The organism is Fructilactobacillus frigidiflavus (assembly GCF_044054575.1).
Taxonomy (GTDB): Bacteria; Bacillota; Bacilli; order Lactobacillales; family Lactobacillaceae; genus Fructilactobacillus; species Fructilactobacillus frigidiflavus.
This window is the reverse complement of record NZ_CP168716.1, coordinates 1,575,458-1,591,604: the sequence shown is the minus strand read 5'-3', so window position 1 is coordinate 1,591,604 and position 16,147 is coordinate 1,575,458. Positions and strand designations below refer to the sequence as shown.

The following is a 16,147-nucleotide window of genomic DNA, read 5'->3' as shown; positions in this document are numbered from 1 at the left end:
CAGTAGATTAATATTTAGGATGGAAATCATGAAATTATACTTCGTTAGACATGGAAAAACTGAATGGAACCTCGAAAGTCGTTACCAAGGTGCTGGGGGTGACTCTCCGTTATTACCACAAAGTTATACTGAAATGACTTTAGTTGGAAAATACCTTAAATCAGTTAACTTTAAACATATTTATGCCAGTCCAATTAAACGGACGAGAATTACGGCAGAACACATTAAAGCTGAGCTGAATGAGAATGTCCCTTTATCATTGGACAATCGCTTAGAAGAATTTAAACTAGGTAAAATGGAAGGTATGAAGTTTACGGAAGCCCAGAAACAATTTCCAGAAACTTTTGATAACTTTAGAAATCACCCTGACCTTTATGATCCCAGTGAAATTGGGGGAGAGACTTTTCCAGAATTAATTAAACGAATGAGAAGTAAGGTAATGGAAGTAGCGCAAAATTTTAATGATGAGGATAATATTTTATTTGTCAGTCATGGAGCAGCTTTGAATGCTTTAATTAATGACTTAATCGGCGTGCCCTTGAAAGATTTGCGAAAACGGGGTGGGTTAGCTAACACTAGCACTACGATTATTGAAACGCATGATGCTGGGAAAACTTTCACGATGAAACAGTGGAATGAAACCGGATATTTAAAGCATAAATTAGATAAATCAGATTTAGTTTAAGAGGCTAATTATGAATAATGATGAAAAACAAAAACAAGCTGAAGCAACGCTACATAAGTTAGTAAAAGATATTGATGATCATCCTCATGATTATCGAACATACTATGATTTAAGCGTTTTTTTGATCCAATTAAAAAGTTATACGCAAGCTGAAGAATTATTGATGAAAGCTTTGGGTTTATTTGCGGATCAAAGTAAAAAAGCCAAGAATATTTTAACCTATGGCTTGGGAAACGTTTACTATGCAGCGGGTGAATTTGAAAAAGCTATTCAACAATTTCAGCAAGTAACGGATAAAAATCTACAGTCTGATGCGTATATAATGTTAGCACAGAGTTATATGGGCCAAAAAAATTATAAAAAAGCGTTAGTTTTTCTGTTAACTGCGCAAACAACTGCTAAACAAGATCCGTCAATTAATTTATTGATTGGACAATCTTTAGTGGCATTAGGCGATTTTAAACAGGCTAAGGGATATTATGATCAAGTTTTAAAAAGTGATCCACAGAATGGCGAAGCCAACTTTAACCAGGGATTAATTGCCATGGTTTTAGGCGAACCATTTGCAGCATATTTTAAAGCAGCAGAAAAATATGACAAAGCCTACTTTGATAAAGAACAAGGCAAATTACGTGATATTGAAAAATTTATTCAAATCCGGAAAGAAAAACAAGATAAATAGGAGCTTAAATTGGCAACATCAATGAATCTGTTTGACGAACCACAATTAAATAATCATCATCAGGCGGAAAAACCATTCATCATGGGAAAAGTAATTACCACTTTTTTTGAGGGTGCCGATAGTTTTTATAAAGTGTTACTAGTAAAAGTCGAAAAAACCAATACGGATTGGCATGAAGATGAAATTGTTGTTACGGGTAATTTTGCTGATATTGCGGAGGAGACCTCTTATCGGTTTGTCGGAAAATTAGTCGAGCATCCACGTTATGGAAAACAGTTTCAAACCGACAATTATGAACGGGCTAATCAAACTTCTCCAGCAGGACTAATCAAATACCTTGCTAGTGATGATTTCCCGGGAATTGGGCAAAAGACGGCGGAAAAAGTAGTAAAAACTTTAGGTGGAGACCTAATTGAAAAAATCCTTTCTGATCCGTCAGTTATAAAAAAAGTTGGCTTAAAGCCAAAACAAAACCAGGTCATTGTTGATGGACTACGAAATAATAATGGGGCAGAACAAGTGATCGTTGGTTTAAACGGCTACGGCTTTGGAAGTACCTTAGCAGCGGCTGTTTTTAAACAATATCGGGAAAAAGCCCTCGAAGTTATTCAAGAAAATCCCTATCAACTAGTAGAAGACATTAAGAATATTAGTTTCAAACGAGCTGATCAAATTGCTAATAAAGTTGGAGTTGAATATAACTCAGCTGGTCGGTTACGAGCGGGATTGTTAACTACCTTAACTCAACTTTCGATTAGAAACGGAAATACTTATTCAAACACTAAAGAATTAATTAATGCGAGTTTTGAAGTTTTAGATACTGACCCCCAACAACAAATCGATAATCAAAAATTAGCGCAAGAGCTCAAAGAACTAGTTAAAGATCATAAAATTGAAGTTGATGACGAAAAAATCTATCTCAAATATCTTTATGATGACGAGTGGAAAATTGCAGAAAATGCTAAGCGAATTATGGATGATTCCAAAACGTCTAAAAAAGATTATTCGCCTACCATTCACGAGGTTGAAAGCGAAGCGGGAATTAAATATGATGATTCACAAATTTCAGCGATTAATGCTGCCTTAAAGAATCAAATCTTTATTTTAACTGGTGGACCCGGAACTGGGAAAACCACGATTATTAATGGAATCGTTCAATCATTTGCCAAAGTTAATCAACTATCTTTAGATGTTAACAAATACAAAGATGAGTCTTTTCCAGTGCTCTTAGCGGCGCCAACTGGTCGAGCTGCTAAAAAAATGAGTGAATCAACCGGAATTCCGGCTTCAACCATCCATCGTTTGCTAGGACTGAACGGAAACGACGAAGAAGCCGGTAATGATATTGACGGGCAATTGCTAATTATTGACGAAATGTCGATGGTTGATACCGAATTATTCACTAAATTAATGAAAGCAATTCCTACGGGGATGAAGGTGATTCTGGTTGGGGATAAAGACCAACTTCCCTCAGTTGGTCCCGGACAGGTTTTTTATGACTTAATTCGTTCGGAAATTATCCCTAAGATTGAATTGAATCAAATTCATCGACAAGGGGATGGGTCAACCATTATTCAATTAGCTCATGAAATTAAAAATGGTGAAGTTCCGCAAACCTTGCTAGAAAAAGAAACTGATCGAAGTTTTATTCAATGTCACCCCAATCAAGTGGTTAAGGTGATTGACCAAATTGTGGCAAAAGCTAAGCAAAAGCAGTTTAAGGCAACTGACGTTCAAGTTTTAGCTCCCATGTATCGTGGGGAAGTTGGAATTGATCGTTTAAATAATGATGTTCAATCGATTATGAATCCGTCTAAGGGAAAACAACAAAAAGAAGTTGAGTATCAAAACCTTAAATATCGAATTGGCGATAAAGTTCTGCAACTAGTTAATGCTCCAGAGGATAATGTTTTTAATGGTGATATTGGTAAAGTAGTTGGAATTGACATCAATAAAGACCAGAAAAAGTATTTGGATAAATTAATCATTGCGTTTGATCAAACTGAAGTTTCTTATACCCGAAAAGACTGGAATCAATTAACGTTAGCTTATTGTACGTCAATTCATAAGGCCCAAGGAAGCGAATTCAAAATGGTAATTTTACCAATTGTGCCACAGTACCGCCGGATGTTAGAACGTAATCTTTTGTACACGGCGGTTACCCGTGCTTCCCAAAAGCTAATTATGGTGGGAGATCCGAATTCATTTGCTGAGTCGATTGCACATATTTCAAGTAATCGGAAAACGTCGCTACGAGAACGGTTAGAAAACGTTTTTGGCCATAAAACTACCCCTAAAAAATCGGTGAAGTCAGCAGCAACTGAACCAGTTTCAAAAGCAACGCAAATTGATTCAGCTCCAGTCGAATACATTTTGACCGAAACAAACATTTTTTCCAATCAAATTGATCCAATGATTGGAATGGATGGAATCAAACCGAATGATTTCATGGATGAAAAATCAGAGTAAATTGATTATAATAAGACTAGTAGAAAACTTAGCAGTGAGGGGATTTTAAATTGTCTAGTAATACGAAACATAAACCAATTATTTTTGCATTAAATTCCAATAAGCCTTTAGCAGAAAAAATTTCTGCGGCTAGCGGAATGCCACTAGGAAAGTCCACCATTAATCAATTTAGTGATGGTGAAATTAAAATTTCAATCGATGAGAGTATTCGTGGTGATGATGTCTATATCATTCAATCAATTACCAATCCAGCAAATGATAACTTGATGGAATTATTGATTATGATTGATGCAGTTCGTCGGACTAGTTCTCATACAATTAACGTTGTTATTCCTTATTATGGTTACTCAACATCAACGAAAAAAACAGAAGCACGTGCCCCAATTACAGCTAAGCTAATTGCTTCATTCTTACAAAATAGTGCTGCTGATCGAGTAATCGCGCTCGATTTACATGCTGCTCAAATCCAAGGGTTCTTTGATATTCCACTTGACCATTTACGTACTGATCGTTTAATGAGTGAGTATTTGCACGAAGAACAGCTTGATGATAATGCCGTTGTGGTTGCGCCTGACCATAATGGGGTAGCTAGAGCTCGTAACATTGCTGACCGGTTAGATTTACCGTTAGCAATCGTTGATAATCGTGATCCAGAATCAAAGACCTATGTTCCAGAAACCATTATTGGCGATGTGAAAGGCAAGAATGCCATTATCATTGACGATATGATTGTAACTGGTCGTAAAATGAAAGTTTCAGCAGATGTTTTAAAAAATGCAGGAGCCAAAAAGGTTTATGCCTCAATTACGCATCCAGTTTTTTCTACTTCTGCATTAGAAAACTTAAGTGATGATAATCTTGAACGTGTAATTGTCACTGATTCAATTGTAATTCCAGATAAGTTTAAATTAGATAAGTTGACGGTTTTATCGGTTGGAGAATTAATTGGGGAAGCCCTTAAATTAATTCAAGAAGATAAATCTACGCACGTTTTATTTTAACGGAGGATAGAAAATGGTTTTTAAAGCAAGTGACAATCGTTACGACAATATGAAAGTAAGAAGAGCAGGGAACAGTGGTTTACAATTACCGGCCCTTTCTTTTGGAACTTGGCATAGTTTTGGTGATGATGCTAATTTTAAAGACAGCCAAAAAATTATGTTAGCAGCCTTTGATCGTGGAATCTTTAGTTTTGATTTGGCTAACAATTATGGTCCCGGTTCTGGAGCTGCTGAAAGAATGTTTGGTCAAGTTTACCAACAAGACTTAAAGCCTTATCGGGATGAATTAATTATCACAACTAAAGCCGGTTTCCATATGTGGCCCGGGGTTTATGGTAACTTTTCATCAAAGAAAACTTTAACCGCTGCGCTTGATCAAAGTCTTGAAAGAATGGGATTAGACTATGTTGATATTTATTATTCACATCGTTTTGATCCTAATACTCGTTTAGAAGAAACTGCTGAAGCTTTAGATTTATTAGTTCGCCAAGGAAAAGCACTTTACATTGGAATCTCAAATTATGACGGTCCCCAAACGGAAAAGATGATTAAACTTTTCAAAGAGTTACATACTCCATTTGTGGTTAACCAAAGTTCTTACAATATGTTAAACCGCGAACCAGCTAATGATGGGACTTTAAAGACCCTTGCTGATAATCATGATGGCTTTGTAGCCTATGGTCCTTTAGCAGAAGGGTTATTAACTAATAAATATCTTGGTGGTATTCCTGAAGATATTCATCTTCACTGGACAAATAACTTCATCTTAGAAAACGGTCAAGATAAAGCAATTGCAAAGTTAAATAAACTTAATGATTTAGCTAAGAATCGTGACCAAACTTTGGCACAAATGTCATTAGCTTGGTTATTACATGATCCAACGGTGGTTAGTGTGGTAACTGGAGCTTCAAAAGTTAGCCATTTAGATGATAACTTAAAAGCTTTAGACAACTTAGACTTTACAACTGATGAACTTGAAGCAATTGATAAAATTGTTAAAGAAAAATAAATTTAAGATTATGAAATCTCGTCATTTTTGGTGGGATTTTTTTATTCCAAGAAAAAATGACCGATACCACGGAAAATTGGTATCGATCATTTTTTAATTAAAACTTTTAGTCAAGCTCATTCATAATTAACATTGGCAAAATTAATGGACGTCTTTCAGTTTTTTCAAATAAGAAGTTTGAAAGCTCATTAACAATGGCCTTTTTGATTGATTTTTCATCAGCGTTTTTATTATCCATAGCTCGTCTGATAGTTTTGAAAACTAACTTACGGCCTTGGTCTAATAATTCACCTGATTCACGCATGTAAACGAATCCTCGTGAAAGAAGATCAGGACCAGATTGAATTTCTTTATCTTTAAGGTTAATCGTTGCAACTACTACAACTAATCCTTCTTCAGATAGAAGTTGACGGTCTTTGATAACGTTTTTGTTGACGCTATCAACCCCGTTACCATCAATAAAGACATCACCAGCTGCAAAACTACCAGCTAAGCGAGCAGAATCTTTAGTAAGGGCAAGGACATCACCATTTTTAAGAATAAAGCAATGGTCAGCGGGAATTCCACATTGTTCTGCAAGACCAATGTGAATTTTTTGCATCCGGTATTCACCATGAATTGGTACGAAAAATTTAGGTTTCATTAAACGAATCATCAATTTTTCTTCTTCTTGACCACCGTGCCCAGAAGTATGAATTTTATTTTCATATCCTTTAATAACGTGGGCCCCAGCTTCTTCAAGTTCATTTAAAACTCGGTTAACGCTTAAAACGTTCCCGGGAATTGGATTACTTGAAAGAACCACTGTATCACCAGGTTCAATTGAAATCTGACGATGAGTTCCATTGGCAATTCTTGATAAGGCGGCCATTTGTTCTCCTTGAGAACCAGTACATAAAATCATCACTTTATCAGCAGGCAATGATTTGAGCTCTGATGGATCCACAAAAGCACTGTCAGGAACTTTAATGTAGCCTAAGGCACGACCGTTAACCACGGCAGCTTCCATACTTCGACCAAAGACGGCAATTTTACGGCCATTTTTGTAAGCTGCATCAATGGCCGTCATTACTCGAGAAAGGTTAGAAGCGAAAGTGGCAAAAATGATTCTACCATGGACCCGTAAGAAAATCTTACGGACTGAGTCACTAACGTAACGTTCTGATTTAGTCCAAACTGGTTTTTCAGCATTGGTACTATCAGCCATGAGACAAAGCACGCCTTCTTCACCTAATTTTGCCATTGCTTGTAAATCAGGGGGAGTGTTCGTAACTGGAGTTAAATCAAACTTATAATCTCCAGTTTCAACGATTACACCATCTGGAGTATGAACGGCAACTCCTAAGGCATCTGGAATTGAATGGGTAGTTCTAAAGAAAGAAACACTAGTTTTCTTAAATTTAAGGACCGTATCTTCGTTAATTTCGTGTAGTTCAGTAGACTTGAGCATGCCATGTTCTTCAAGTTTACCTTTAATCATAGCGAGTGCTAGAGGACCGGCATAAACGGGTACGTTGATTGCTTGTAAAATGAAGGGAATTCCACCAATATGGTCTTCGTGACCATGAGTGATAACCAAGGCTTTAATTTTACTTTGATTTTCCACTAAAAATTGGTAGTCAGGAATCACATAGTCAATTCCTAATTGACCATCTTCGGGGAATTTAATCCCGGCATCAATTAAGACAATTTCGTCTTGAAATTGAACACCATAAGTATTTTTACCAATTTCACCAAGTCCACCAACGCCGTAGATAGCAGTTTCATTATTTTTGACGTTTAGTTTATTCATTTTTATTTAAACTCCGTAATTTTGAAATCTGGTTCCTTTTGTTCAAATTCTAAGTGTTTACCTTCAAGTGGTTGGATATATTCAACGGTATACTTTGTGTTATCGCTAATTAAATCTCTCACTTCAGCTTCAGTCTTAGCATTTAAATAAAGTGCTTTAGTTGATTCTCGTTTGGGATTTTCTTGAGGATTTGGTTGATATAAAACTTTGTAGATCATAATAATTACTCCTTTTTATTTCTTTTTAAATTGTCGATCTTAATGCCGAATAATTCGACTACTATGTTGATTTTACCATAATCTAAAATGTAAGTATATAATACATAACTTCGACGATAGTTAGCTTACATGGTAAGATTAACCTAAATTATGAATTGACGAGTGGGGTAATGAAAAATGATTTTTGAAATAATAATTGGTGTCGTAGTTGCGTTAGTAATTTACGTGATTTTGCATCATTTTTTTGTAATTAAGCCAGAAAGAGACTATCAAACCATTAATAAAAATCACGTTGATGCAGCAGTTTTTAAAATGATTGGGGAGGTCCAAGTCCAAAATCCCACGATTACTTTTTCACAATTTGTTTCTTCAACCGTTTTAACAGATGTCTGGGGAAGAGGCGTCATGGTGTATGAGTACAAATATCAGATTCAAACTGAACTAGAATTACTGAAGCTTAGATTTATCTTAGAAGGTTCATTGGCCAAACAAAGTCAGACAATTAACCACACCACGCATAAACTGATTATTACAGATTGTTGGTTGAATAACGGTTTATTAACGTTTGATGTAGCAGATGAACAAAATGATGCAACTGAAGAATATGTCGATGATATTAAAAAAATTGATCAAAAATAAAAGACCTGCTAAATTGGCAGGCCTTCCTTTTAAATTAATCAATAAAAATTTCATCCATGGAACGACTGAATGGATTTTCTTTATCGATATGGTCATAAAATAATGTTCCGTGGAGGTGATCAATTTCATGTTGTGCAATAATGGCAGGATAGTGTTTCAAACGAACTTCGTGTTCTTTACCATCTAAATCTTGGTAGCGAACGGTTACTCGATCAGAACGGGGAACGTACCCTTCAATATCACGGTCAACTGATAAACAACCCTCACCAACCGTTAATGCGGCTTGTTGCACTGAGTTTGAAACAATAACTGGGTTAACCATAATGGCCTTAAAGGGAGATTTTTCGTCTTCACCTTCAGGAGGCGTTAACACGGCCGCCATTAATTTTGAAACACCAACTTGAGGAGCAGCTAAACCAACTCCAGCTCGCAAACAATATTTTTTACATAATTCAGGATCTTGACTAACCTCAAGGTATTCCATCATCTTTTCGCCAAGCTTTCGATCTTCGTCACTTAGGGGAAATTGTACTTTTTCAGCTTGTTTTCTTAAAACAGGATTTCCATCTCTAGTGATATCTTTCATTAAATACAAAAGACTACCTCCATTCGTTTTAAATTAATACTATTTAATTATATGGTAATTTCGTATTTTTGGTAAGTAAGGAAATTGATTAAGAAAAAATTTACATTTTCTTAAACAAATGTTATTTTATAATAACATATATAATTTATATCTTTAAGGGGTGTTACCATTTTAAAATCTAAAATAATTATTAAAGGTGATCAGAGTCGGGTGTCTAAACTATTGAACGCAATGCTAGTTCAAGATATACCGGTAATCGTCTTATTAACCGATCCAGAGGTTTATTCCGCAGAAATTTTAGCGGTTGAAATGTGTCATAATTTTCGGATTGAATTTATTGAACCCAATCTTAAATTAGATAAAATTGATGGCTTAATCTACTTGCCTAACGATGAATTTTATCATCCAGAAATTATTGATGCAACCACCGTTGCTGAAAATATTCGAGAACCATTAATGGAATTTAGAATGATAATCAATGACATTATTAGCCGTGGATTTAACGGTAAAATTATGATTGATTGCCCGCATGATGAAGTTTTTGTTTACTTTGCGGCATATTTTTCTGGATTAGATGTTAAAAATATTATTGGATTGGGAACACTCCCACAAGAAATTATTTTACGGGAAGCATTGGTTCGAGAATTTAAGGTTAGTGGAGATGACATTAACGTTAATACTTTGGGTTTAAATACCCACAATTTAGTGGCGTGGAGTCGGGTTTATATTGGACCTTCAACGTTACTTTCATATATTGCTGATGAAAATCAGAATTATGATGATAAAATCATTAGTGAGCTAAGTGAAGAGATTGGCAATCAGGCAATTGTCTCGAACGCCATCATTCAAAATAAGGCAATTATCCGTTTACTAACTTGTTTATATGGTGAAAATTCCTTAATTTGTTCTGTGATTAGTTTAAAGAAGGAAAATGATAAATTGAGTTTGAGTTTGGGACCCAAATTAGTCAATCAATACGGCGTTTTTCGTTCAATTAACCTTCAGTTAGCGGATAATGAACTAGATGAATTGATTCATGATGGGCAATGGTCAATGGATATTATTGAAAAAATAAAAAAGGGTAAGAAAAATGGCAAAAAAAACTGATCAAAATTATGCGTATCCAATTGTTGAAGATTGGTCAATGCAGGAATTAATTGACGTTACTGAATTTTTTCGGAATGTTGAACGGGCTTATGATGAACATGGAGTCAACCGGCAAAAATTACTGGATAGTTACGCCCGATTCCAGGAAATTAACCCAGCTCGAACCGAACAAAATCAGTTACGTCGGGACTTTGAAAAAGATTCAGGATTAGATATTTATCAAGTTTTAAAGAATGCTCAAACGCATCCTAATGTAAAAAACATTAAACAAATTGACTAATGAATGGCTTTTGTAGTATACTGAGATATAGTTTTAACAGCGATGAAAAGAGTGCAAAACGATTAATAAATTAATATTCAAGGTATTCATGGGGCTGTGACAGTGTCACGGCTTTTTATCTGATTACTAGTTCAGAATTGGGTTGCTAGCTTTTAACTGCTTTTTGAGGAGGAAACATTTTTGAAAACAAGAGATGATATTAGAAATATTGCAATTATTGCCCATGTCGATCATGGTAAGACGACTTTGGTTAATGAATTATTGAAACAATCTGATACCCTTGATGGTCATGATGAAATTCAAGACCGTGCGTTAGATTCAAATCCAATTGAACGTGAACGTGGTATTACGATTCTTTCAAAGAATACAGCCGTTAAATACGATGGCAAACAAATTAACATTCTAGATACCCCCGGACATGCCGATTTTGGTGGAGAAGTTGAACGTATCATGCGAATGGTTGATGGGGTGCTTTTGGTTGTTGATGCAGCTGAAGGTACAATGCCACAAACTCGTTTCGTGTTGAAAAAAGCTTTAGATCAACACTTGACACCAATCGTGGTAATTAACAAGATTGATAAGCCAGGTGCTCGTCCTGAAGAAGTAGTTGATGAAGTACTTGATTTGTTTATCGAGTTAGGTGCCGATGAAAGTCAACTTGAATTCCCAGTTGTTTACGCTTCTGCTATGAACGGAACTTCAAGTCTTTCACCTGATTTAGATTCTCAAGAACACACGATGAAACCAGTTTTTGATACTATTCTAGAAAACATTCCTGCACCAATCGATAATTCAGAAGACCCATTACAATTCCAAGTAGCAATGCTTGATTATGATGACTTCGTTGGTCGAATTGGTATCGGTCGTGTATTCCGTGGAAAAATCAAAGTTGGTGACAACGTGGTTGTTATGAAACTTGATGGTTCACAACAAAAATTCCGAGTTACTAAAATCATGGGATTTGTTGGTTTGAACAAGGTGGAAATTAACGAAGCTAAGGCTGGAGATTTAATTGCGGTTTCTGGTATGGAAGATATTAACGTTGGTGAAACAGTTGTAGCACCTGACGCTCTTGAACCACTACCAATTCTTCGAATTGATGAACCAACGATGCGGATGACTTTTGGTACTAATACTTCACCATTCGTTGGTAAAGAAGGTAAATTTGTTACTGCTCGTCAATTAATTGACCGACTTGAAAGAGAACTTCATACTGATGTTTCTCTTCGAGTTGAAGAAACTGATGATCCCGGTTCATGGGTAGTTTCTGGTCGTGGAGAACTTCACTTGTCAATCTTGATTGAAACCCTTCGTCGTGAAGGTTTCGAACTTCAAGTTTCTCGTCCTGAAGTTATTTACAAAGATATTGATGGAGTTAAATCAGAACCTTTTGAATCTGTACAAATTGATACTCCAGATGAATATTCTGGTTCAATCATTGATACACTTTCACAACGTAAGGGTGAAATGCAAAACATGGAAAGTGTTGGTAATGGTCAAACACGGATGACTTTCTTAGTTCCATCTCGTGGTTTGATTGGTTACTCAACTCAATTCCTTTCAATCACCCATGGTTACGGAATTATGAACCATACTTTTGAAAAGTATGCTCCAGTTGTTAAGAACTGGAACCCTGGTCGTCGTAATGGTACCCTTGTTTCAATTAATACAGGTAAGGTTACTACTTACGCCATCATGGCAGTTCAAGATCGTGGTAAGATTTTTACTGATCCAGCTACTGAAGTTTATGAAGGTATGATTGTTGGTGAAAACTCACGTGATAACGATATTTCTGTTAATATCACTCGTGGACGTAACCAAACCAACGTTCGTGCAGCTGGTTCTGAAGATATTGCTAAGGTTAAAGCCCCAGTTCACTTAACTCTTGAAGAATCACTTGAATTCTTGAATAGTGATGAACTTTGTGAAGTAACGCCTGAAACTGTTCGTTTAAGAAAACGTATTTTAAATACTGGTGAACGTGAAAAGGCAGCCAAGAAAAATAAAAACAAAAATAAATAATTAAATTTTTAAAAAGGATTACTCAACTGAGTAGTCCTTTTTTTTAGGTATAAATACTAGTACAATAAGAATAATCACTGAAAAATAAAATTGTTGGAGATAGTTATGAAAAAAAGATCTAGTATTGATTGGTATTTAATGGTTCCGTACATCATTCTATGTTTATTTGGAATTGTTATGGTCTATTCTGCCAGTGCCGGAATTGGGTTATCTTTTGGTCAAGGGGAAGCGACAATGCTTGCCGAAAAACAAACCTTTTATTTTCTAATTGGGTTAGTAATTATATTTTGTGTTAATAAGTTCTTTTTTAAATTTATTTTGTCAAATCGATTTGTAATATATCTTTTTTGGGGACTCTTAGTTGCATTACTATACGTTAAGCTACTTGGAAAAACGATTAACGGTGCTGCTGGCTGGATTTCCTTAGGTTTTTTTAGTTTACAACCAGCTGAATTTTGTAAGTTTTTTTTCATTATTTTCTTTGCTTTAATCTTACGAAAACGACAACTTAATATTGAAAATTATGGACTAGGAACATCTTTTAAAGAAAATTTTTTCCCACTTTTCATTCCGGCCACAATTTTACTTTTAATTGCCGTCCAACCAGATACTGGGGGAGCTGCCATTAATTTTATGATTGTCTTTGCAATGCTTTTAGGGGCTAGTCGAAGTGGCAAAACATTGCGAAATTGGACTGGCATAGTTGCATTCTTTATAATCGCTTTTTATACCGCATCTAGTTTTTTTGCTGATGTAGGACAACATATCCATAGTTATCAAGTGCAAAGAATTGTTGCTTTCCATAATCCTTTTTTACATGCCCAAACTTCGGGAGCCCAATTAATAAATTCATTTTATGCCATTAGTAATGGGGGGCTTGCAGGTCGGGGATTAGGGAATAGTATCCAAAAAATGGGTTATTTACCTGAAGCCAATACTGACTTTATCATATCAATTATTTCTGAAGAATTTGGATTAGTTGGAATAATCTTTGTGTTGGGCTTGCTTTATTTTATGATTATTCAAATAATTCAAATTGGTCGTCAGACTAATAATTTACAATATAGTTCAATTTGTTATGGAACAGCAGCTTATCTTACCATTCAAACCTTATTTAATGCAGGTGGTGCAGTTGCGCTAGTCCCATTGACTGGAGTGGCTTTGCCGTTTATTAGTTATGGTGGATCAAGTATGTTTACTTTGAGCCTTTGTATTGCTTTAGTTTTAAAAATCAGTAGTATTGAAAAACAGGAACAATTACAAAAATAAGAGGAGAATGAAATTTGGAAACTATTCAAGCTCGAACTGAATTACTGGTTTCGATTTTTTCGTTGAAACAAGCCAAAAACTTAAAAAAATTTGGAGATGTTCGCTTTATTTCTAAAAAAATGCATTACGTGATTTTATTTGTTGATTGTGAGCAAATTGAAGCGACAATTGAAGAAATAAAAAAGCAGCGCTATGTAAAACGGGTTGAAAAGACCCCTACGATTGCTTTAGCTAAAGAACTAAATGAATTAAATTTGAATGCGATGGAGGAAGAATAATCATGAGAATTATCTCTGGTAAATTTGGGGGACGCAAAGTTGCTCCAGTTCCTGGAACCAAAACGCGTCCAACCACTGATAAAGTCCGCGAATCGCTATTTAATATGATTGGACCATACTTTGATAATGGTTCATTTTTAGATTTATTTGCTGGCTCAGGAGCCGTTGCAATTGAAGCAATTTCACGTGGAATGCAGCAGGCCGTCTTAGTTGATCGACAATATGCTGCGTTTAAAACGATTAAAAAGAATATTGAAATTACAAATGAAGAACAAAGTGCTTTTAAAGTCTTGAAAATGGATGCCGAGCAGGCATTAAAAAAATTAGCAGCTAAGCACGAAAAATTTGATTATATTTTTTTGGATCCACCCTATGCAGCACAACAAATGGTTAAACAATTAGCCGAAATTAAAAAATATGACTTGTTAAATCCCAAAGGACTCGTAATTTGTGAAACTGATAATAAAACTAATTTGGCAGAAGTCCCAGATTATAGTTTGATTAAGCAAAAGGATTATGGGTTAACGGTGATTACCATTTATCAGTCGTTAGAATAGGAACTAATTATGAAAAAAGTAATTTATCCAGGTAGTTTTGATCCAATTACCAATGGCCATTTGAATATCATAAAACGGGCTGCTCAAATTTTTGATGAAGTAGTGGTAGCAGTCGGAAATAATCCCGATAAGCAAACGCTATTTTCTGCTGCTGAACGAGTAAATTTAATTAAGCAGTCCGTTACTGATATTCAAAATGTATCAGTTACCGAATATAATGGCTTAACGGTTAACTTTGTCAAAGAACAAGGTACTAACCTAATTATTCGAGGAACCCGTGATTCAAGTGATTTTGTTTTTGAAAAGGAAATCGCTAACTTAAATAGTCTTTTAGATGATCAGATGGAAACATTGTTGATTTTTGCCAACAAAAATTACGAATTAATTTCTTCGTCCATGGTAAAGGAAATTAATCGGTTTGATGGTGATGTTTCTCAATTTGTCCCGAGCCCAGTTTTAGCAGCTTTGAAAGTGAAGGTAAATCATGAAAAAAATAAAAAACTCGATTAAAAAACATAAAATTTCTTTATCACTGACCGTGGCAATTCTTTTTATTTTATGGTTATTTTTATGGCCCTTAAATGCCTTAGTTGAAGCTCCCGGAGAAGCAATTGACCTTCAACCAATGGTTAAGATTGATAACGTTCAAAAACTGAAAAAAACTAAATTTATGATTACCGCCGTTTCTATTTCACAAGCACATCCGATTTCTTATTTACAAAAGCAATTTAACCCACATTTATCGATTGAAAGTGCTAATTCAATTACTGGCGGACAAAATAATGAACAATTTAGTAATGTTCAAACGGTGTATATGAATACCGCAATTAATAACGCCATTTACGTGGGTTACCATCATGCCCATCGTGAAGTTACTAAAAATTACCAAGGAGTTTATGTATTGTCGTTATTACCAAATTCTGATTTTAAGGGAAAACTAGAACCAGCAGATTTAGTGGAGTCAATTAATGGTAAACGGCTTAAACAAAGTATTGAATATGTTAAGTACATTAAGAGTTTACCGGATAATGCCAAATTAACGATTCAGTTTAAGCGCAATGGTAAAAATCACGAAGTAAAAGGGCAAAAGCGCCAAATTGTGCCGGGCTTTAATGGGGTAGGAATGACGATGACGGATGATATGACTGTCAAAACGAATCCTGAAATTAAAGTTGATCCAGGTGAAATTGGAGGCCCATCAGGTGGCTTGATGTTTGCTTTACAAATTTACAGTCAGCTTGAACACAAGTCGTATTCGTTTAGTAAAGTAGCTGGAACTGGTACGATTGCACCAAATGGTGATGTTGGTGAAATTGGTGGAATCGATAAGAAAATTATTGCCGCCAATGAAAGTGGAGCACAAGTATTTTTTGCCCCATATGTAAAACCAACTAAAGCTAACCTAGCAATGGAAGGTGAAAAACAAACTAATTATCAAGTTGCTAAAAAGACCGCTGAAAAGTATGCACCGCATATGAAAGTGGTTCCAGTTAAGAATTTTAATGATGCATTGAATTATTTGGAAAATCATTAGCCTAACTTTAGAAAGAGAA

17 protein-coding genes are annotated in these 16,147 nt (G+C 35.3%); 14 read left to right on the top strand and 3 right to left on the bottom strand.

All coding sequences use genetic code 11. The features are described 5' to 3' along the window. The first annotated feature begins 28 nt into the window (after window positions 1-28). From ACEPSS_RS08155 to ACEPSS_RS08135, 5 genes are read left to right on the top strand one after another with little or no spacing between them, the layout of a single operon-like run. Window positions 29-685, top strand: coding sequence for a histidine phosphatase family protein (locus ACEPSS_RS08155; RefSeq protein WP_395319033.1), 657 nt, complete (start codon window positions 29-31; stop codon window positions 683-685). Window positions 686-695: 10 nt separating this feature from the next. Next, complete coding sequence (locus tag ACEPSS_RS08150; protein ID WP_395319031.1) at window positions 696-1,367, top strand: tetratricopeptide repeat protein; 672 nt, start codon at window positions 696-698, stop codon at window positions 1,365-1,367. Window positions 1,368-1,388: 21 nt separating this feature from the next. Continuing rightward, on the top strand, window positions 1,389-3,836 hold the full coding sequence (locus tag ACEPSS_RS08145) for an ATP-dependent RecD-like DNA helicase (RefSeq protein ID WP_395320540.1): 2,448 nt from the start codon (window positions 1,389-1,391) through the stop codon (window positions 3,834-3,836). Between the two features lie 50 nt (window positions 3,837-3,886). Then, on the top strand, window positions 3,887-4,837 hold the full coding sequence (locus tag ACEPSS_RS08140) for a ribose-phosphate diphosphokinase (RefSeq protein WP_395319029.1): 951 nt from the start codon (window positions 3,887-3,889) through the stop codon (window positions 4,835-4,837). A gap of 13 nt (window positions 4,838-4,850) precedes the next feature. Next, the gene (locus ACEPSS_RS08135; protein WP_395319027.1) at window positions 4,851-5,846 is read left to right on the top strand and encodes an aldo/keto reductase; all 996 of its coding nucleotides are present in this window, start codon (window positions 4,851-4,853) and stop codon (window positions 5,844-5,846) included. 106 nt (window positions 5,847-5,952) lie between these two features. Here the strand turns inward: ACEPSS_RS08135 and rnjA are convergent, their stop codons facing one another. Together rnjA and ACEPSS_RS08125 are read right to left on the bottom strand one after the other, a co-directional pair. Next, the gene (rnjA, locus tag ACEPSS_RS08130) at window positions 5,953-7,638 is read right to left on the bottom strand and encodes a ribonuclease J1 (RefSeq protein WP_395319026.1); all 1,686 of its coding nucleotides are present in this window, start codon (window positions 7,636-7,638) and stop codon (window positions 5,953-5,955) included. Between the two features lie 2 nt (window positions 7,639-7,640). Then, on the bottom strand, window positions 7,641-7,856 hold the full coding sequence (locus tag ACEPSS_RS08125; RefSeq protein ID WP_395319024.1) for a DNA-directed RNA polymerase subunit epsilon: 216 nt from the start codon (window positions 7,854-7,856) through the stop codon (window positions 7,641-7,643). A 177-nt stretch (window positions 7,857-8,033) separates the two neighbouring features. Between ACEPSS_RS08125 and ACEPSS_RS08120 the strand changes: the two genes are divergently transcribed. Then, complete coding sequence (locus ACEPSS_RS08120) at window positions 8,034-8,495, top strand: hypothetical protein (RefSeq protein ID WP_395319022.1); 462 nt, start codon at window positions 8,034-8,036, stop codon at window positions 8,493-8,495. Between the two features lie 34 nt (window positions 8,496-8,529). On the opposite strand, the gene def is transcribed toward ACEPSS_RS08120, so the two are convergent. Further along, window positions 8,530-9,090 carry a peptide deformylase gene (gene def / locus ACEPSS_RS08115; protein WP_395319020.1) on the bottom strand — a complete coding sequence of 187 codons (561 nt, stop codon included), beginning with the start codon at window positions 9,088-9,090 and terminating at the stop codon, window positions 8,530-8,532. A gap of 201 nt (window positions 9,091-9,291) precedes the next feature. Between def and ACEPSS_RS08110 the strand changes: the two genes are divergently transcribed. The 8 genes from ACEPSS_RS08110 to ACEPSS_RS08075 all read left to right on the top strand — a co-directional run bounded on the left by ACEPSS_RS08110 (window position 9,292) and on the right by ACEPSS_RS08075 (window position 16,128). Further along, window positions 9,292-10,188 (top strand): lactate dehydrogenase, encoded by an 897-nt coding sequence (locus tag ACEPSS_RS08110; protein WP_395319018.1) that lies wholly within the window; start codon window positions 9,292-9,294, stop codon window positions 10,186-10,188. Further along, window positions 10,172-10,468, top strand: coding sequence for a UPF0223 family protein (locus tag ACEPSS_RS08105; protein ID WP_395319016.1), 297 nt, complete (start codon window positions 10,172-10,174; stop codon window positions 10,466-10,468). Before ACEPSS_RS08110 ends, ACEPSS_RS08105 begins: the two co-directional genes overlap by 17 nt. 180 nt (window positions 10,469-10,648) lie before the next feature. Further along, the gene (gene typA / locus ACEPSS_RS08100) at window positions 10,649-12,490 is read left to right on the top strand and encodes a translational GTPase TypA (RefSeq protein ID WP_395319014.1); all 1,842 of its coding nucleotides are present in this window, start codon (window positions 10,649-10,651) and stop codon (window positions 12,488-12,490) included. 105 nt (window positions 12,491-12,595) lie between these two features. After that, on the top strand, window positions 12,596-13,759 hold the full coding sequence (locus ACEPSS_RS08095) for an FtsW/RodA/SpoVE family cell cycle protein (RefSeq protein WP_395319012.1): 1,164 nt from the start codon (window positions 12,596-12,598) through the stop codon (window positions 13,757-13,759). Window positions 13,760-13,773: 14 nt separating this feature from the next. After that, window positions 13,774-14,037: a YlbG family protein gene (locus ACEPSS_RS08090; RefSeq protein ID WP_395319010.1), complete on the top strand. Its 264-nt coding sequence runs from the start codon at window positions 13,774-13,776 to the stop codon at window positions 14,035-14,037. 2 nt (window positions 14,038-14,039) lie between these two features. Further along, window positions 14,040-14,594 carry a 16S rRNA (guanine(966)-N(2))-methyltransferase RsmD gene (gene rsmD / locus ACEPSS_RS08085; RefSeq protein WP_395319008.1) on the top strand — a complete coding sequence of 185 codons (555 nt, stop codon included), beginning with the start codon at window positions 14,040-14,042 and terminating at the stop codon, window positions 14,592-14,594. Between the two features lie 9 nt (window positions 14,595-14,603). Further along, window positions 14,604-15,104 carry a pantetheine-phosphate adenylyltransferase gene (gene coaD / locus ACEPSS_RS08080; protein WP_395319006.1) on the top strand — a complete coding sequence of 167 codons (501 nt, stop codon included), beginning with the start codon at window positions 14,604-14,606 and terminating at the stop codon, window positions 15,102-15,104. Further along, entirely contained in the window at window positions 15,079-16,128 is a 1,050-nt protein-coding gene (locus ACEPSS_RS08075; RefSeq protein ID WP_395319005.1) for a SepM family pheromone-processing serine protease, read from the top strand. The genes coaD and ACEPSS_RS08075 overlap by 26 nt, the downstream gene beginning before the upstream one ends. Window positions 16,129-16,147: the final 19 nt, after the last annotated feature.

Coding starts and splice junctions, on each gene's coding strand:
- ACEPSS_RS08155 (WP_395319033.1), top strand. CDS start 29: ATGAAATTATACTTCGTTAGACATGGAAAAACTGAATGGAACCTCGAA.
- ACEPSS_RS08150 (WP_395319031.1), top strand. CDS start 696: ATGAATAATGATGAAAAACAAAAACAAGCTGAAGCAACGCTACATAAG.
- ACEPSS_RS08145 (WP_395320540.1), top strand. CDS start 1,389: ATGAATCTGTTTGACGAACCACAATTAAATAATCATCATCAGGCGGAA.
- ACEPSS_RS08135 (WP_395319027.1), top strand. CDS start 4,851: ATGGTTTTTAAAGCAAGTGACAATCGTTACGACAATATGAAAGTAAGA.
- rnjA (WP_395319026.1), bottom strand. CDS start 7,638: ATGAATAAACTAAACGTCAAAAATAATGAAACTGCTATCTACGGCGTT.
- ACEPSS_RS08125 (WP_395319024.1), bottom strand. CDS start 7,856: ATGATCTACAAAGTTTTATATCAACCAAATCCTCAAGAAAATCCCAAA.
- ACEPSS_RS08120 (WP_395319022.1), top strand. CDS start 8,034: ATGATTTTTGAAATAATAATTGGTGTCGTAGTTGCGTTAGTAATTTAC.
- ACEPSS_RS08105 (WP_395319016.1), top strand. CDS start 10,172: ATGGCAAAAAAAACTGATCAAAATTATGCGTATCCAATTGTTGAAGAT.
- ACEPSS_RS08095 (WP_395319012.1), top strand. CDS start 12,596: ATGAAAAAAAGATCTAGTATTGATTGGTATTTAATGGTTCCGTACATC.
- rsmD (WP_395319008.1), top strand. CDS start 14,040: ATGAGAATTATCTCTGGTAAATTTGGGGGACGCAAAGTTGCTCCAGTT.
- coaD (WP_395319006.1), top strand. CDS start 14,604: ATGAAAAAAGTAATTTATCCAGGTAGTTTTGATCCAATTACCAATGGC.
- ACEPSS_RS08075 (WP_395319005.1), top strand. CDS start 15,079: ATGAAAAAAATAAAAAACTCGATTAAAAAACATAAAATTTCTTTATCA.